At 71.9% G+C, this 13,218-nt stretch carries 13 protein-coding genes; 8 read left to right on the forward strand and 5 right to left on the reverse strand.

The window, feature by feature from the left end; translation table 11 throughout:
• Nucleotides 1-48: 48 nt before the first annotated feature.
• Entirely contained in the window at nucleotides 49-831 is a 783-nt protein-coding gene (locus ACYVAQ_RS20985; protein ID WP_460792488.1) for an alpha/beta fold hydrolase, read from the reverse strand.
• Nucleotides 832-949: 118 nt separating this feature from the next.
• Between ACYVAQ_RS20985 and ACYVAQ_RS20990 the strand changes: the two genes are divergently transcribed.
• Together ACYVAQ_RS20990 and ACYVAQ_RS20995 are read left to right on the forward strand one after the other, a co-directional pair.
• Nucleotides 950-2,347 (forward strand): WS/DGAT/MGAT family O-acyltransferase, encoded by a 1,398-nt coding sequence (locus ACYVAQ_RS20990; RefSeq protein WP_460792490.1) that lies wholly within the window; start codon nucleotides 950-952, stop codon nucleotides 2,345-2,347.
• A gap of 15 nt (nucleotides 2,348-2,362) precedes the next feature.
• Nucleotides 2,363-3,880, forward strand: coding sequence for a long-chain-fatty-acid--CoA ligase (locus ACYVAQ_RS20995; protein ID WP_460792492.1), 1,518 nt, complete (start codon nucleotides 2,363-2,365; stop codon nucleotides 3,878-3,880).
• Here the strand turns inward: ACYVAQ_RS20995 and ACYVAQ_RS21000 are convergent.
• Nucleotides 3,858-5,381, reverse strand: a complete 1,524-nt coding sequence (locus ACYVAQ_RS21000; protein WP_460792493.1) for an acyl-CoA carboxylase subunit beta — start codon at nucleotides 5,379-5,381, stop codon at nucleotides 3,858-3,860. The genes ACYVAQ_RS20995 and ACYVAQ_RS21000 overlap by 23 nt on opposite strands.
• Nucleotides 5,374-6,267 carry an alpha/beta fold hydrolase gene (locus ACYVAQ_RS21005; protein ID WP_460792494.1) on the reverse strand — a complete coding sequence of 298 codons (894 nt, stop codon included), beginning with the start codon at nucleotides 6,265-6,267 and terminating at the stop codon, nucleotides 5,374-5,376. Before ACYVAQ_RS21005 ends, ACYVAQ_RS21000 begins: the two co-directional genes overlap by 8 nt.
• Before the next feature lie 102 nt (nucleotides 6,268-6,369).
• Here ACYVAQ_RS21005 and ACYVAQ_RS21010 point away from each other — a divergent pair, with 102 nt between their 5' ends.
• The 6 genes from ACYVAQ_RS21010 (at nucleotide 6,370) to ACYVAQ_RS21035 (ending at nucleotide 11,912) form a co-directional block, all read left to right on the forward strand.
• A complete protein-coding gene (locus ACYVAQ_RS21010; protein ID WP_460792495.1) occupies nucleotides 6,370-8,064 on the forward strand; it encodes an AMP-binding protein in 1,695 nt (564 codons plus the stop codon).
• Between the two features lie 14 nt (nucleotides 8,065-8,078).
• Nucleotides 8,079-8,867, forward strand: a complete 789-nt coding sequence (locus tag ACYVAQ_RS21015) for an SDR family oxidoreductase (protein WP_460792496.1) — start codon at nucleotides 8,079-8,081, stop codon at nucleotides 8,865-8,867.
• The gene (locus ACYVAQ_RS21020) at nucleotides 8,864-9,868 is read left to right on the forward strand and encodes an NADPH:quinone oxidoreductase family protein (RefSeq protein WP_460792498.1); all 1,005 of its coding nucleotides are present in this window, start codon (nucleotides 8,864-8,866) and stop codon (nucleotides 9,866-9,868) included. The genes ACYVAQ_RS21015 and ACYVAQ_RS21020 overlap by 4 nt, the downstream gene beginning before the upstream one ends.
• On the forward strand, nucleotides 9,865-10,899 hold the full coding sequence (locus ACYVAQ_RS21025; protein WP_460792499.1) for an NADP-dependent oxidoreductase: 1,035 nt from the start codon (nucleotides 9,865-9,867) through the stop codon (nucleotides 10,897-10,899). The genes ACYVAQ_RS21020 and ACYVAQ_RS21025 overlap by 4 nt, the downstream gene beginning before the upstream one ends.
• 109 nt (nucleotides 10,900-11,008) lie before the next feature.
• Nucleotides 11,009-11,578, forward strand: coding sequence for a TetR/AcrR family transcriptional regulator (locus tag ACYVAQ_RS21030; RefSeq protein WP_460792500.1), 570 nt, complete (start codon nucleotides 11,009-11,011; stop codon nucleotides 11,576-11,578).
• Nucleotides 11,579-11,666: 88 nt separating this feature from the next.
• Nucleotides 11,667-11,912: a hypothetical protein gene (locus ACYVAQ_RS21035; protein ID WP_460792501.1), complete on the forward strand. Its 246-nt coding sequence runs from the start codon at nucleotides 11,667-11,669 to the stop codon at nucleotides 11,910-11,912.
• On the opposite strand, the gene ACYVAQ_RS21040 is transcribed toward ACYVAQ_RS21035, so the two are convergent.
• Both ACYVAQ_RS21040 and ACYVAQ_RS21045 read right to left on the reverse strand, forming a co-directional pair.
• Nucleotides 11,899-12,639 carry a helical backbone metal receptor gene (locus ACYVAQ_RS21040; protein WP_460792502.1) on the reverse strand — a complete coding sequence of 247 codons (741 nt, stop codon included), beginning with the start codon at nucleotides 12,637-12,639 and terminating at the stop codon, nucleotides 11,899-11,901. The genes ACYVAQ_RS21035 and ACYVAQ_RS21040 overlap by 14 nt on opposite strands.
• Nucleotides 12,636-13,214: a TetR/AcrR family transcriptional regulator gene (locus tag ACYVAQ_RS21045; RefSeq protein ID WP_460792503.1), complete on the reverse strand. Its 579-nt coding sequence runs from the start codon at nucleotides 13,212-13,214 to the stop codon at nucleotides 12,636-12,638. The genes ACYVAQ_RS21040 and ACYVAQ_RS21045 overlap by 4 nt, the downstream gene beginning before the upstream one ends.
• Nucleotides 13,215-13,218: the final 4 nt, after the last annotated feature.

A 13,218-nucleotide genomic window follows, 5' to 3' on the forward strand; every position in this document is an offset into this window, starting at 1 on the left:
GGGGTCGCTCCCAGCGGGAGCGACCCCGTTCGTCCGTCCGGTGAGGCCTCAGGAGGCCAGCGGCAGGTCCGTCGTGGACCGGCCGGCGTACGGCGTCCACCCGTCCTCGGGCTGGTGCAGCCGGTCGAGGATCGCAGCCAGGGCCTCCGGGTGCACGCCCATGCCGCAGTGGCTGGCCCGCACCTCGATGTTCTCCGCCTGCGGTCGGTCGATGTCGACACAGGTCTGCCACGGCACGACGCCGTCGGTGCGCGAGTAGATCGACGTCGCCGGCACCTGGAGCGGCGGGCGCTCCTCCTCGCGCACGGAGGAGGACCACACGTCGACGTGCAGCCGCTGCAGCGCGTCGTAGATGTGGCCCACGGTCGTGATCGTGGGCGCGTCGTCGCTCGAGATCCGGTACGGCGAGCCCAGGGTGATCACCTGGCGCACCTTCTCCGGGTGCGCGCGGGCGAGCTCGCGCGCGAAGATCCCGCCGAGGCTGTGGCCGATCAGCGTGACGGGCCGGCCGGTGTCGGCGTACAGGCGCTCGAGCTTGCGCTGTGCGCCCTCCCAGAGCCGCTTGGTCGGGCCCAGGTTGGTGCCCAACCGCCAGCCGCGGGCGCGGAAGCCATGCGCGGTGAGAACGGTGCGCAGGGTCAGCGTGCTCGCGTCGTCGGCGAGGAAGCCGGGCAGCACCAGCACGCCGTGGCCGTCGCCGGCCTCCCGCGGGGCGAGTCGCGGCCACGTCAGCCAGAAGGCGGCGAAGTCGCGGAGGGTGCGCAGCCCCTCGGTGCGCCAGAGCAGCTCGCTCGGCCGCTGGTACGGCCCGGAAAATTCACTGCGATTCATCTCTTGCCCTCTCGGCCAGATGGTGTGACGTTGCTAACATACAAACCGCCCAGTCGGGATGTCCATGATTTCGACGAATCGGGCGTGAGCGTGCGCGTCGCGCACAGGAGGAGTTCCCATGCGGCAGCTGAGCGGTGTCGACGCCTCGTTCTTGCACCTCGAGGACGGACGGCTGACCGGGCACGTCGGCGGTCTGATCGTGCTCGACCCGAGCACCGCCGACCATCCCATCAACGTCGAGACCATCAAGGCGCACGTCGCCGCGCGACTCCCTGTGCTGCCGCCGTTGCGCTGGAAGCTCGCTGAGGTGCCCCTCGGGATCGACCTGCCCTACTGGTACGACGACCACGACGTCGACCTCGACTTCCACATCCGCGGCATCGGGCTGCCCGCTCCCGGCAGCCGCGAGCAGCTCATCGACCAGGTCAGCCGCATCCACGCCCGCCCGCTGGACCGGGCGCACCCGCTGTGGGAGCTCTACGTCATCGAGGGTCTCGAGGGCGACAAGGTCGCGATCTACACCAAGCTCCACCACGCCGCCATCGACGGCAAGGCGGGCATGGCGATCCTCACCACGATGCTCTCGCCGGACCAGCAGGCGACCGTTCCCACGCCGCCGGACCCGATGCCGGCCTCCGAGTCCAAGCCCAGCGAGATGGAGATGCTCACCCGCGGCTACCTCGGTGTCCTCGGTCAGCCCGGTCGTGCGGCGGCGCTGATGCTGAAGAGCATGACCGAGTGGGGCAAGTCCCTGCCGGGCATCACCGGCGTCGCCACGCGCAGCATGACGAAGTCGCCCGCCGCGCCGCGGCTGTCCTTCAACGTCAGCGCGACGGCCCGGCGCAACTGGGCCTTCGGAAGCGTCTCGCTCGCGGACGTGAAGAAGGTCAAGGACCAGCACGGCTGCACGATCAACGACATCGTCATGACGCTCTCCACCGGGGCGCTGCGGCGCTGGCTGATCGACCACAACGAGCTGCCGGACCGCCCGATCCGCGCGATGGTCCCGGTCTCGATCCGGGCTGCCGATGCGGGCGCGGACGCCGGCAACCAGGTCTCGGCGATGGTGGCTGACCTGCCGACCGACGTCGCCGACCCGCTCGGCCGGCTGGCCGCGATCCGGGAGACGATGAAGCAGGCGAAGGAGGACTTCGCCGCCGTCCCCGCGAGTCTGCTGCAGGACTACGCCCAGTTCGCCGCTCCCGCGGCGGCGGAGCTGGTGGCCCGCACCGCCGCCTCGCTCAAGATGGCAGAGCGGGTGGCCGTGCCGTTCAACGTCGTGATCTCCAACGTGCCCGGGCCGCGCGAGCCGCTCTACTACGCGGGCGCGCTGATGGAGGCCAACTACCCGGTCTCGATGATCAGCGACGGACTCGGTCTCAACATCACCGTGCACAGCTACCGCGACCACATCGACTTCGGGCTGATCAGCTGCCCCGAGCTCATCCCCGACCTGTCCGTCCTCATCGACCACCTCCAGGCCGAGCTCGACGAGCTCGCCGCGCTCGCGGCCTGACAAGGAGAACCACCCATGTCCTTCAACCTCGCCACCATGCTGACCAGCTCGGCCGCGACGTACGCCGACAAGCCGATGCTCCACTTCGGTGACCGCTCCTTCACCTATGCCGAGGTCGACGACCTGTCCGGCCGGGTCGCGTCGTCGTTGGAGGCGCTCGGCCTGACCCGGGGCGACAAGGTCGCGGTGCAGCTGCCCAACGTGCCGCAGTTCGTCATCGCCTACTTCGGCATCCTCAAGGCCAGCATGACGATGGTGCCGATCAACCCGCTGCTGACGGCGCCGGAGGTCTCCTACCACCTGCAGGACAGCGACGCCCGGATGCTCATCAGCTTCGAGGGGTTCGCGGAGGCCGGCATCAACGGCGCGAAGGACGCCGGCGGCGTGCCGGTCTACCTGGTGGGCGTCGACGGCCCGTCGGGCGTCGAGGAGGCCCGCGACTTCGAGGAGCTGCTCAAGGCCAGCGACACCGGCATCCTGCGGGCGATGTCGTCGGACGACACGGCGGTCCTGCTCTACACCTCGGGCACGACCGGCCGTCCGAAGGGCGCCGAGCTGACCCACTTCCAGCTCTACATGAACTGCACGGTGGCGGGGAACCTGTTCGGCGTCCGCGACGACGACGTGTCCCTCGGCGTGCTGCCCCTGTTCCACGTGTTCGGCCTGTCCAGCGTGCTGAACATCGTGGTCCGCTTCGGGGCGAGCCTGGTGCTCGTGCCGCGCTTCGACGCGACCTCCGCGCTCGACGCGATCGAGCGGCACCGCTGCACGATCTTCTCCGGCGTGCCGACGATGTACGTCGCCCTCCAGCAGGCCGACCTGACCGGCCGCGACGTCTCCTCGCTGCGGGCCGCGTGCTCGGGCGGCGCCTCGATGCCCGGCGAGGTGATCCGCGGGTTCGAGGAGAAGTTCCAGGGCGTGGTCATCCTCGAGGGCTACGGCCTCTCGGAGTCCGCGAGCACCGCGTCCTTCAACATCAGCGCCGAGGAGCGCAAGGTGCTCTCGGTCGGCAAGCCGATCTGGGGTGTGGAGTTCAAGGTCATCGGCGAGAACGGCGACGTCCACGGCACCGGCCCCGACGCCCGCGGCGAGATCGCGATCCGCGGCCACAACATCATGAAGGGCTACTACAAGCGCCCCGACGCGACCGCCGAGGTCATGCAGGACGGCTGGTTCCGCACCGGTGACATCGGCTACCGCGACGAGGACGGCTTCTACTTCATCGTCGACCGGGTCAAGGACCTGATCATCCGCGGCGGCTACAACGTCTACCCGCGTGAGGTCGAGGAGGTGCTCTACGAGCACGGTGATGTCGTCGAGGCGGCGGTCGTGGGTCGTCCCGACGAGCGCCTCGGTGAGGAGGTCGTCGCACACGTCGTGCTGCGCCCGGGGGCCGCGGCTGGAGTGGACGAGCTGACCGCGCACTGCAAGGAGCGGCTCGCGGCCTACAAGTACCCGCGCACCATCGTCCTGCACGACGCGCTGCCCAAGGGGCCGAGCGGCAAGATCCTCAAGCGCGAGCTGCGCGACTGAGGGTCGCGGCCACCGCGGCGCGGGTGTCCGCGGGGTCGATCACGTCGTCGATCTCGAACACCCGCGCCGCGTTGAGCGCCTTCGCGTGCTTGCGGTACGCCGCCGTGTGCTCGACCACGGCGGCCTCCCGCTCCTCCTCGGGGAGGGCTGCCAGCTCCTTGGCCATACCGAGGCGGACCGCACCCTCCAGGCCCATCGGGCCGAGGTGGGCGTCCGGCCACGCGACCGTGAGCAGCGGACGGTGCGTGCTGCCGCCGAGCATCGCCTGCGCGCCGAGGCCGTAGCCGCGGCGCAGCACCACGCCCACCAGGGGAGTCGTGAGGCGCGCCCCGGCGGTGACCATCCGGGACGCGTGCCGGACCAGGCCGGTCCGCTCGGCGTCGGGACCGACCATGAAGCCCGGGGTGTCCACGAGGCTGACGACCGGCAGCCGCCAGCGCTCGCACAGCTCGAGGAAGTCGGCCGCCTTGGCCGAGGCGTCGGCGGTGAGAGCGCCGCCCATGTGGGTGGACTGGTTTCCCACCACGCCGACCGCGATGCCGTCGATCCGGGCCAGGGCGGTGACGAGCTCAGGTGCCCATGCCGCCCGGAGCCAGACGACGCTGTCCTCGTCGCACAGGGTCTCGACGACGGGTCGCACGTCGAACGCCTCGCGGTCGTTCTCGGGCAGCAGGTCGCGCAGCAGGGCCTGGTCGTCGGCCGTCCCGCCGTCCTCGTCACCGGAGAGCAGCCCGAGGATCCGGCGTACGACGTCGACGGCCTCGGCCTCGTCCTCGACGAGGACATCGATCACGCCGTTGGCCGCCTGGTCGTCGGCGGGGCCGATCTCCTCGGGGGCGAACCGGCCCAGGCCGCCGCCCGCGATCATCGCCGGGCCGGCCATGCCGAGATTGGCGTCCGGGGTGGCGATGCGCAGGTCGGCGGTGCCGGCGATCACCGCGTTACCGGCGAAGCACCGGCCGGACACCACCGCGATGCGCGGCACCTCGAGCCCTGCCCACAGCGCGAACGACGCCACGTCGAGGCCGGACACGACCGGCAGGTCGGTGTCGCCGGGACGTCCACCGCCGCCCTCGGTGAAGAACACCGACGGCAACCGCATCCGGCCGATCAGCTCGGCGAGCCGGTCGGTCTTGTGGTGACCGCGGAAGCCCTGGGTGCCGGCCATCACGAGGTAGTCGTAGGACATCACCGCGCACGGCCGGCCGTCGACGGTGGCGGTGCCGCCCACGATGCCGTCGGCCGGCGCCTCGACGACCAGCTCGGCGAGCGGTCGGCGCTGCTCCTGGGCGGCGGTGACGAACCGGCCGTACTCGACGAAGCTGCCGGGATCGACGAGGTCCGCGATGTTCTCCCGGGCGGTACGCCGGCCGCGGGCGTGCCAGCGGTCGACCTTGTCCTGGCGGGCGGCGTCGGTGGTCAGGTAGCCGCGGGCGAGGACCTCGGTGAGGCCCTCGGCGGGCTCGGCGGTCGGGTCGAGGTGATCGGTGTGCTCAGCCACGGGTCCGTGCGTGCTCGACGATCTCGGAGACGATGTCGGGCCACAGCGCCCGCGGCAGGTCGTGCCCCATCCCCGGGTAGGTGACGAGCCGTGCGCCGGGGATCGCCTTGGCCGTCGTACGACCGCCGTCGACCTGGACCAGCGGGTCGTCCTCGCCGTGGATCACCAGCGTCGGGACGGCGAGGTCGGCGAGTCGCTCGGTGCGGCTGCCGGAGACCTGGATCGCGGCGAGCTGGCGCGCCACGCCCGCCGGGTCGTTGGCGCGACGGAACGCCTCGCGCCCGCGCGCCCGCAGGCCCTCGGTGTCGAGCGGGAAGCCGGGCGACCCGATCACGCTGTAGACCTCGACGGAGCGCTCGGCGGCCTCGTCCTCGGTGGTCGGGGGCGGGCTGAGCAGGGCGGCCATGGCCTCGGGCCGCGGCGGGCCGATCTCGGGTGCGGGCGTGGACATGATGGAGGTCAGTGTGGCAGTCCGGTCCGGGTGGCGCAGCGCGATCTCCTGGGCGATCATGCCGCCCATCGAGGCGCCCACCACGTGCGCCCGGTCGACGCCGAGCGCGTCCAGCAGCGCCACCGTGTCGTCGGCCATGTCCGCCAGCAGGTACGGCGCCTCGGTCAGCCGCTGCCCGAGGAACAGCGGCGACAGGTCCGGCACCCCGAGGCCGGCGAGGTGGGTCGACAACCCGATGTCACGGTTGTCGAAGCGCACCACGTGGAAGCCCTGCTCGGCGATCAGCGCGCAGAACTCCTCGTGCCAGCCGATCATCTGCGTCGCCAGGCCCATCACCAGCACCAGGGTCGGGTCGTCGGGCGATCCGAAGGTCTCGTAGGCGAGCGTGACCTCGCCGCAGCTCGCGTGCCGGATGGTCGGGGCGGGGTCGGTCACGGGACGCCTTCCTCTGGACGGGTGGTGTGGTGCAGGATACAAACCGAGCGGTCGGAATGTCTATGCTGGCCGCGCCGAGGACGGGAGAGGACGGTGCGGGAGATGGTGACGATGGAGGAGCACCTGCTCGACGTACGTCGTCGGCAGGAGCGGGTGCGGCCGGCGGACACGCCTCGGGCCGTCACCTACCCGGCCGGCGAGGTCTCGCTGCCCGCCCACGTCGAGCACTGGGCGGCCGAGCGGCCCGCTCAGGTCGCGATCGCCTTCGGCGGTGCCGAGCTCACCTACGCCCACCTCGCCGACCGGGTCGCGAACGTCTCGGGTTGGCTGCAGGAGGTCGGCGTCCGGCCGGGCGACCGGGTCGCGGTGTTCCTCCCGAACTGCCCCCAGTTCGTGATCGCGTTCCTCGCGATCCTGCGCTCCGGTGCCGTGCACGTGCCGGTCAACCCGATGTTCAAGGCCGCGGAGCTCACCCACGAGCTGACCGACTGCGGCGCCGAGGTCGTCATCACCCTGGACACGCTGCTCCCCCTGCTCGCCGACGTCGCCCCCGCTGCCGGCGTACGTCGCTGCCTGGTGACTGCCGCGACCGAGCTGGCCGCCGTGGGGGCGGCGCCGGAGCTCGGAGCGGTGGCCGGCGTCGAGGTCGCCGCCTGGCGCGAAGCCGTCGCCCACCTCTCGGGTGACGACCGCTCCGGCGACCTCGACGCACTGGCCGCGCTCAACTACACCAGCGGCACCACCGGGCTGCCCAAGGGCTGCGAGCACACCCAGCGGCACATGCTCTACACCGCCGCCTCGGCGATCGGCGCCACCGGGTTCGCCGACGTGTCGTCGTACGCCGCGCTGTGCTACTTGCCGATCTTCTGGATCGCCGGGGAGGACCTCGGCATCCTCAACCCGATCGTCGCCGGTGGCACGTCGGTGCTGATGGCGCGGTGGGACGCCGGCGAGGCGCTCGCCCTCCTGGAGCGGTACGCCGTCGGGGTGATGGTCGGCACGGTCGAGAACTACCTCGAGCTGATGGACCGCGAGGAGCTCGCGACGACCGACCTGTCCGCCCTGCGGCTGCCGATGGCGATCTCCTTCGTCCAGGTGCTCACGCCGGAGGTCCGCGCGGCCTGGCGGGAGGCGGTCGGCCCGCACTCGGTGCTGCGCGAGGCGGCGTACGGCATGACCGAGACGCACACCTTCGACGTGACGCCCTACGGCTTCGACGCCGAGGACGCCGACCTGCTCGCCGAGCCGATCTTCTGCGGCCTGCCCGTGCCCGGCACCGATGTCGCGGTGGTCGAGCCCGGGACGCTCACTCCGGTGCCGCTCGGGGAGGTCGGCGAGATCGTGGTCCGCAGCCCGTCGGTGATGACCGGCTACTGGCAGCGGGCCGACGCCACCGCCGGTCAGCTGCGCGACGGCTGGCTGATGACCGGTGACAACGGGCGGCTCGACGACGACGGCTGCCTGCACTTCCTCGGTCGTGCCAAGGACATGATCAAGGTCAACGGCATGAGCGTCTTCCCGGCCGAGGTGGAGATGCTGCTGACCGGCCACCCCGACGTCGACGTCGCCGCGGTCGTGCCGGCCGAGGACGCCGCCCGTGGCCAGGTGCCGGTCGCCTTCGTCAGCCTGAGGCCGGGCGCGGCGGTCGACGCCGCGGGGCTGGAGGCGTGGGCGCGCGACGCGATGGCGACGTACAAGGTCCCGAGGGTCGTCGTGGTCGACACCTTCCCGATGACCGATACCGGAAAGATCCGCAAGGTCGAGCTCGCCGAGCGTGCTCGGACCCTGGGACCGTGATGACAGGAGAGAGCATGAGCGAGTGGAAGGGCCGGACGGCCGTCGTGACGGGCGCCGCCGGCGGCATCGGCAGGGCGCTGGCGCAGCGGTTGGTCGCCGAGGGCCTGCGGGTCGTGGTCAACGACCTGGACCCGGAGCGGACGACGGCGACGGCCGAGGAGATCGGCGCCTTAGCGATCCCCGGCGACGGAGCGTCCGAAGCGGGCGTCACCGCGCTGGTCGAGGCCGCGCGGGCGCACCTCGGCGAGATCGACTGCTGGTTCGCCAACGCCGGCATCGCGCGCGGCGAGACGCTCGACGCGAGCGAGGCCGACTGGGCGGCGAGCTGGGAGGTCAACACCATGGCGCACGTCCGCGCCGCGCGGCTGCTCGTGCCGCGCTGGCTCGAGCGGGGCGGCGGCCGGTTCGTGGTGACGGCGTCCGCGGCCGGCCTGCTCACAGCGCTCGAGACGGCGACGTACTCGGTGACCAAGCACGGTGCGGTCGCGTTCGCGGAGTGGCTGTCGGCGACGTACCGCCATCGCGGGATCGTCGTCCAGGCGATCTGTCCGCAGGGCGTGCAGACCGACATGCTCGCGGCCTCAGGCCCGATGCACGACATCCTGGTCGCCGACGGCGCGCGCACGCCCGAGGAGGTCGCCGAGGTGACCTGGCAGGCGCTGCAGGACGGCCGGTTCCTGGTGCTGCCGCACCCGGAGGCCGGCACCTACTACCGCCACCGCGCTGAGGACACCGACCGCTGGCTGGCGGGCATGAACAAGCTGCAGCGTCACCTGGACGCGCAGAAGGAGGGGGTCCGATGACGGACACGATGCAGGCCTGGCGGGTCGGTGAGCTCGGCGAGCCCGCCAAGGTGATGGAGCTCGTCGACGTGGCGGTGCCGGAGCCGGGAGCGACCCAGCTCGTCGTGAAGGTGCTGGCCTCGCCCGCGAACTTCCCCGACGCCCTGATGTGCCGGGGGCTCTACCAGGTGCGACCGGACCTGCCGTTCACGCCCGGCGTCGAGCTGTGCGGCGAGGTCGTCGCCGTCGGCACCGAGGTCACCCGCTTCGCGGTGGGCGACCGGGTGCTCGGCGGTGCCGTGCTGCCGTACGGCGGCTTCGGCGAGCTCGCTCTCATGGACGTCGCCACCACCTTCGCCGCGCCGCCGCAGCTGGACGACGCCCAGGCCGCGAGCCTCTACATCGGCTACCAGACCGGGTGGTTCGGGCTGCACCGCCGCGCGCACCTGCAGGCCGGTGAGACGCTGCTGGTCCACGCCGCCGCCGGCGGTGTGGGCAGCGCCGCGATCCAGCTCGGCAAGGCCGCGGGGGCGCGGGTGATCGGCGTCGTGGGTGGGCCGGACAAGGCCGAGGTCGCGCGGCAGCTCGGAGCCGACGTGGTCGTCGACCGGCGTACCCAGGACTTCGTGGAGGTCGTCAAGGCCGAGACCGGCGGCCGTGGCGCCGACGTCGTCTACGACCCGGTCGGTGGGGAGACCTACCAGCGCTCGACCAAGTGCATCGCCTTCGAGGGCCGCATCCTCGTGGTCGGCTTCGCGGGCGGCGAGATCCAGTCGGCCGCGCTCAACCACGCGCTCGTCAAGAACTACTCGATCGTCGGCCTGCACTGGGGCCTTTACAACACCTACGACCCGTCGGCGGTCCAGGAGTGCCACGACGCCCTGACCGAGCTCGCGGCGCAGGGCCTCATCGCCCCGCTCGTCAGCGAGCGGCTCCCGCTCAGCGAGGTCGCGGGCGGGGTCCAACGCCTCGCCGACGGCGTCACCGTCGGCCGGGTCGTCTACGACGCGGCGGCGTCATGACGACCACCACCCAGATCCGCCTCGTCGCCTACCCGGTCGGCGAGCCCGGCGACGACGCCTTCGAGACCACCACCGTCGAGCTGCCCGCGCTCGAGGACGGCGAGGTCCTGCTGCGCACGATCTACCTCTCCCTCGACCCCTACATGCGGGGCCGGATGAGCACCGCGAAGTCGTACGCCGACCCGGTGCCGCTCGGCGAGGTCATGATCGGCGCGACCGTGTGCGAGGTCGTCGAGTCGCGCTCGTCGAAGCGGGCGGTGGGCGACGTCGTGCTCGCGTTCACCGGCTGGCAGACCCACGCCGTCGTCGACGGCCGGCACACCCGTCTCCTCGACCCGACGGCCGCGCCGGTGTCGACGGCCCTCGGCGTGCTCGGCATGCCCGGCTTCACGGCGTACGGCGGGCTGCTGGAGATCGGCCGCCCGATGGCGGGCGAGACCGTCGTGGTCGCTGCGGCGACCGGTCCGGTCGGCTCCGCGGTCGGCCAGATCGCGAAGGTCAAGGGCGCCCGGGCCGTCGGCATCGCGGGCGGGTCGGAGAAGTGCCGCGCCCTGATCGAGGACCTGGGCTTCGACGCCGCGGTCGACCACCGGTCGCCGACGTTCGTCGAGGACCTCGCGGCCGCGACCCCTGACGGCATCGACGTGTACTTCGAGAACGTCGGAGGGCACGTCACGGAGGCCGTCGTACGCCGCCTCAACCGGTTCGCGCGGATGCCGGTCTGCGGCGTGGTCGCCTGGTACAACGCCACCGAGGCGCCGACCGGGCCGGATCAGTTCCCCGGGTTCCTGCGCCGGATCCTCACCCAGAGCCTCACGGTCCGCGGCTTCATCCAGGACGAGTTCGTGCCTACGCACCACGAAGCGTTCCTGCGTGACATGGCGGGTTGGATCGCCGATGGCTCGGTGCGCTACGCCGAGGACGTGGTCGTCGGGCTCGAGAACGCCCCCGCAGCGTTCCGCGGCCTGCTGCGCGGCGACTACCTGGGCAAGCTCCTGGTCCAGGTGGGGGACCTGCCGACCACGCGATGACATACCAGCCGGGCGGTTTCTCGTAGGCTTGGCCCACCAAGCACCAGGAGGGTCCATGACGCAACAGGGTGGGCGACGCATCGGGCGTCCGCCGGTGGTGGTGGATGGCATGACGGTGCGAGAGCGGCTCCTCGAGGTCGCGCGCGACCTCTTCGCGGAGCGCGGCTTCGACCGGACCTCGGTGCAGGACGTCGTCGCTGCCGCGGGCGTCACGAAGGGCGCCATGTACCACTACTTCGCGTCCAAGGACGACCTGCTCGCGGAGATCTACGGACGGGTCCTGCGGATGCAGACCTCCCGGCTCGAGGCGTACGTCGGATCCGACGCACCCGTCGCGGAGCGGGTGGCCGACGCGGCCGCCGACGTCGTCACGACCACGATCCACAACCTGCCCAGCACGACCGTCTACTTCCGGTCGCTGCACCACCTCAACCCCCAGCACGAGCGCGAGGTCCGCGACCAGCGCCGGCGCTACCACGACATGTTCCGGCAGATGATCGTCGATGGCCAGGGCGCCGGGGTCTTCCGTGCGGACGTCCGCGCCGACCTCGTCGTCGACTACTTCTTCGGTGCCGTCCACCACCTGCCGATGTGGTGGCGCGAGGAACGCGGCCTGGCCGCGGAGGAGGTCGGGCAGGAGTTCGCGACCCTGCTGCTGGACGGTCTCACCGTGCGCTGAGCCGCGGGTTCTTCGCTGTTTCTCAGGCCCGCCTCAGGAGGCGGGGACGACAATCGATGGCGGACACAACCTTGTCAGGAGGTCCTTCATGACGCTCGACGTCGTCACGTCCGGCCTGATCGCGGCGCTCCTCGTCGCGACCAGCGTCGTCTTCGTCCTCGGTCTGCTCGGTGAGCTCGGGGTGCTGCGTCGCGCCCGGTGTCCCGAGTGCGACCGCCACGTCCTGCGTCGGCGGGGGAGTGCGGACCGCGCCTGCGTCGCGTGCCGGCACGACCACCTTGCGCACCCGGTGCGGGTGCTGCGGCACCCGGTCCGCGAGTTCAGCCACCGCTGAGCGTCGCGGCCGCCTCGACCAGGCTCGGGCCGTACCAGGTGAGCAGTCGTCCGCTCACCAGCCGGGTCGGTACGCCGAACGCCTCGGGCCCGTCGGTCCCGGTGAACACGTAGGGCTCGTCCGGCAGCACCACGAGGTTCGGTCGGGTCGCCTCGATGTCGGCGACCGTGACGGTCGGGTAACGGTCGTCACCCGTCGCGAAGGCGTTCTGCCAGCCGAGCCGGCGGACCAGGTCGGTGGTGAAGGTGTCGGGCCCGACGACCATCCACGGATCCCGCCAGATCGGTACGACGACCCGGCGGCTGACCGGAGGGAGCGGGCCGCACCACTGCGCCTCGGCGTCGGCCAGCCAGTCCGGCTCGGTCCAGCCGAGGCCGGCCAGCAGCCGGCGGATCGACCCGATCGCGTCGGGCACGGTGCGGATGTCCGTCACCCAGACGCGCACGCCGGAGTCCCGAAGCCGGCGTACGTCGAGCTCGCGGTTCTCCTCCTTGTTGGCCACCACCACGTCCGGCGCGAGCTCGCGGATCCGCGCCAGGTCCGGGTTCTTCGTGCCGCGGACCCGGGTCGTCGCGAGGTCGGCCGGGTGCGTGCACCAGTCCGTCGCGCCCACGACGCGATCGCGGTGGATCGAGGCCAGCGTCTCGGTCAACGACGGCACCAGCGACACGACGCGGAGGGCGGGCCGGGGTCCGTCGTACGCCGTCCCGAGGTCGTCGGAGCTCACCCGGCGGAGCGTACGCCGACGATCCGCAGCGCCAGCTCGGCGTACTGGTCCGCCACCTGCTCGGGCGTCCAGCGCACCCCGTCGCGGTACCACCGCGCGAGGTCGATGCCGAGGGAGAGCAGGGCGGCGGAGGTCATCGCGACCTCGCCGACCGAGAACTGCCCGGCGGCGACGCCCCGGGCGACGAGCTCGCGCATCTCGGTCTCGATCTCGTGCCGGATGCCCTGGATCTCCACGAGGTGCTCGGGCGAGAGCGCGGCGAGCTCGTAGTTCACGATCCGCGCGCCGGTGTGGTCGCGGGCGTGGTGCAGGCAGAAGTCGTGGATGACGCGGCGCAGCTGCTCGGTGGGGTCCTCGGTCGTCGCGACGGCGGCCCGGATGAGCCGGAGCGTGTCCTCGTGCCCCTCCTTGGAGATCTGGTGGAGCAGCTCCTCCTTGGAGCGGTGGTGCACGTAGAGGGCGGCCGGGCTCATGCCGGCGGCGGTGGCGATGTCGCGCGTCGTGGTGCCGTGGAAGCCCTTCTCCGCGAAGGCCTCGATGGCCGCCTCGAGCAGGCGGGTCCGGGTGTCGCTCATCACG

The organism is Nocardioides maradonensis (assembly GCF_054777115.1).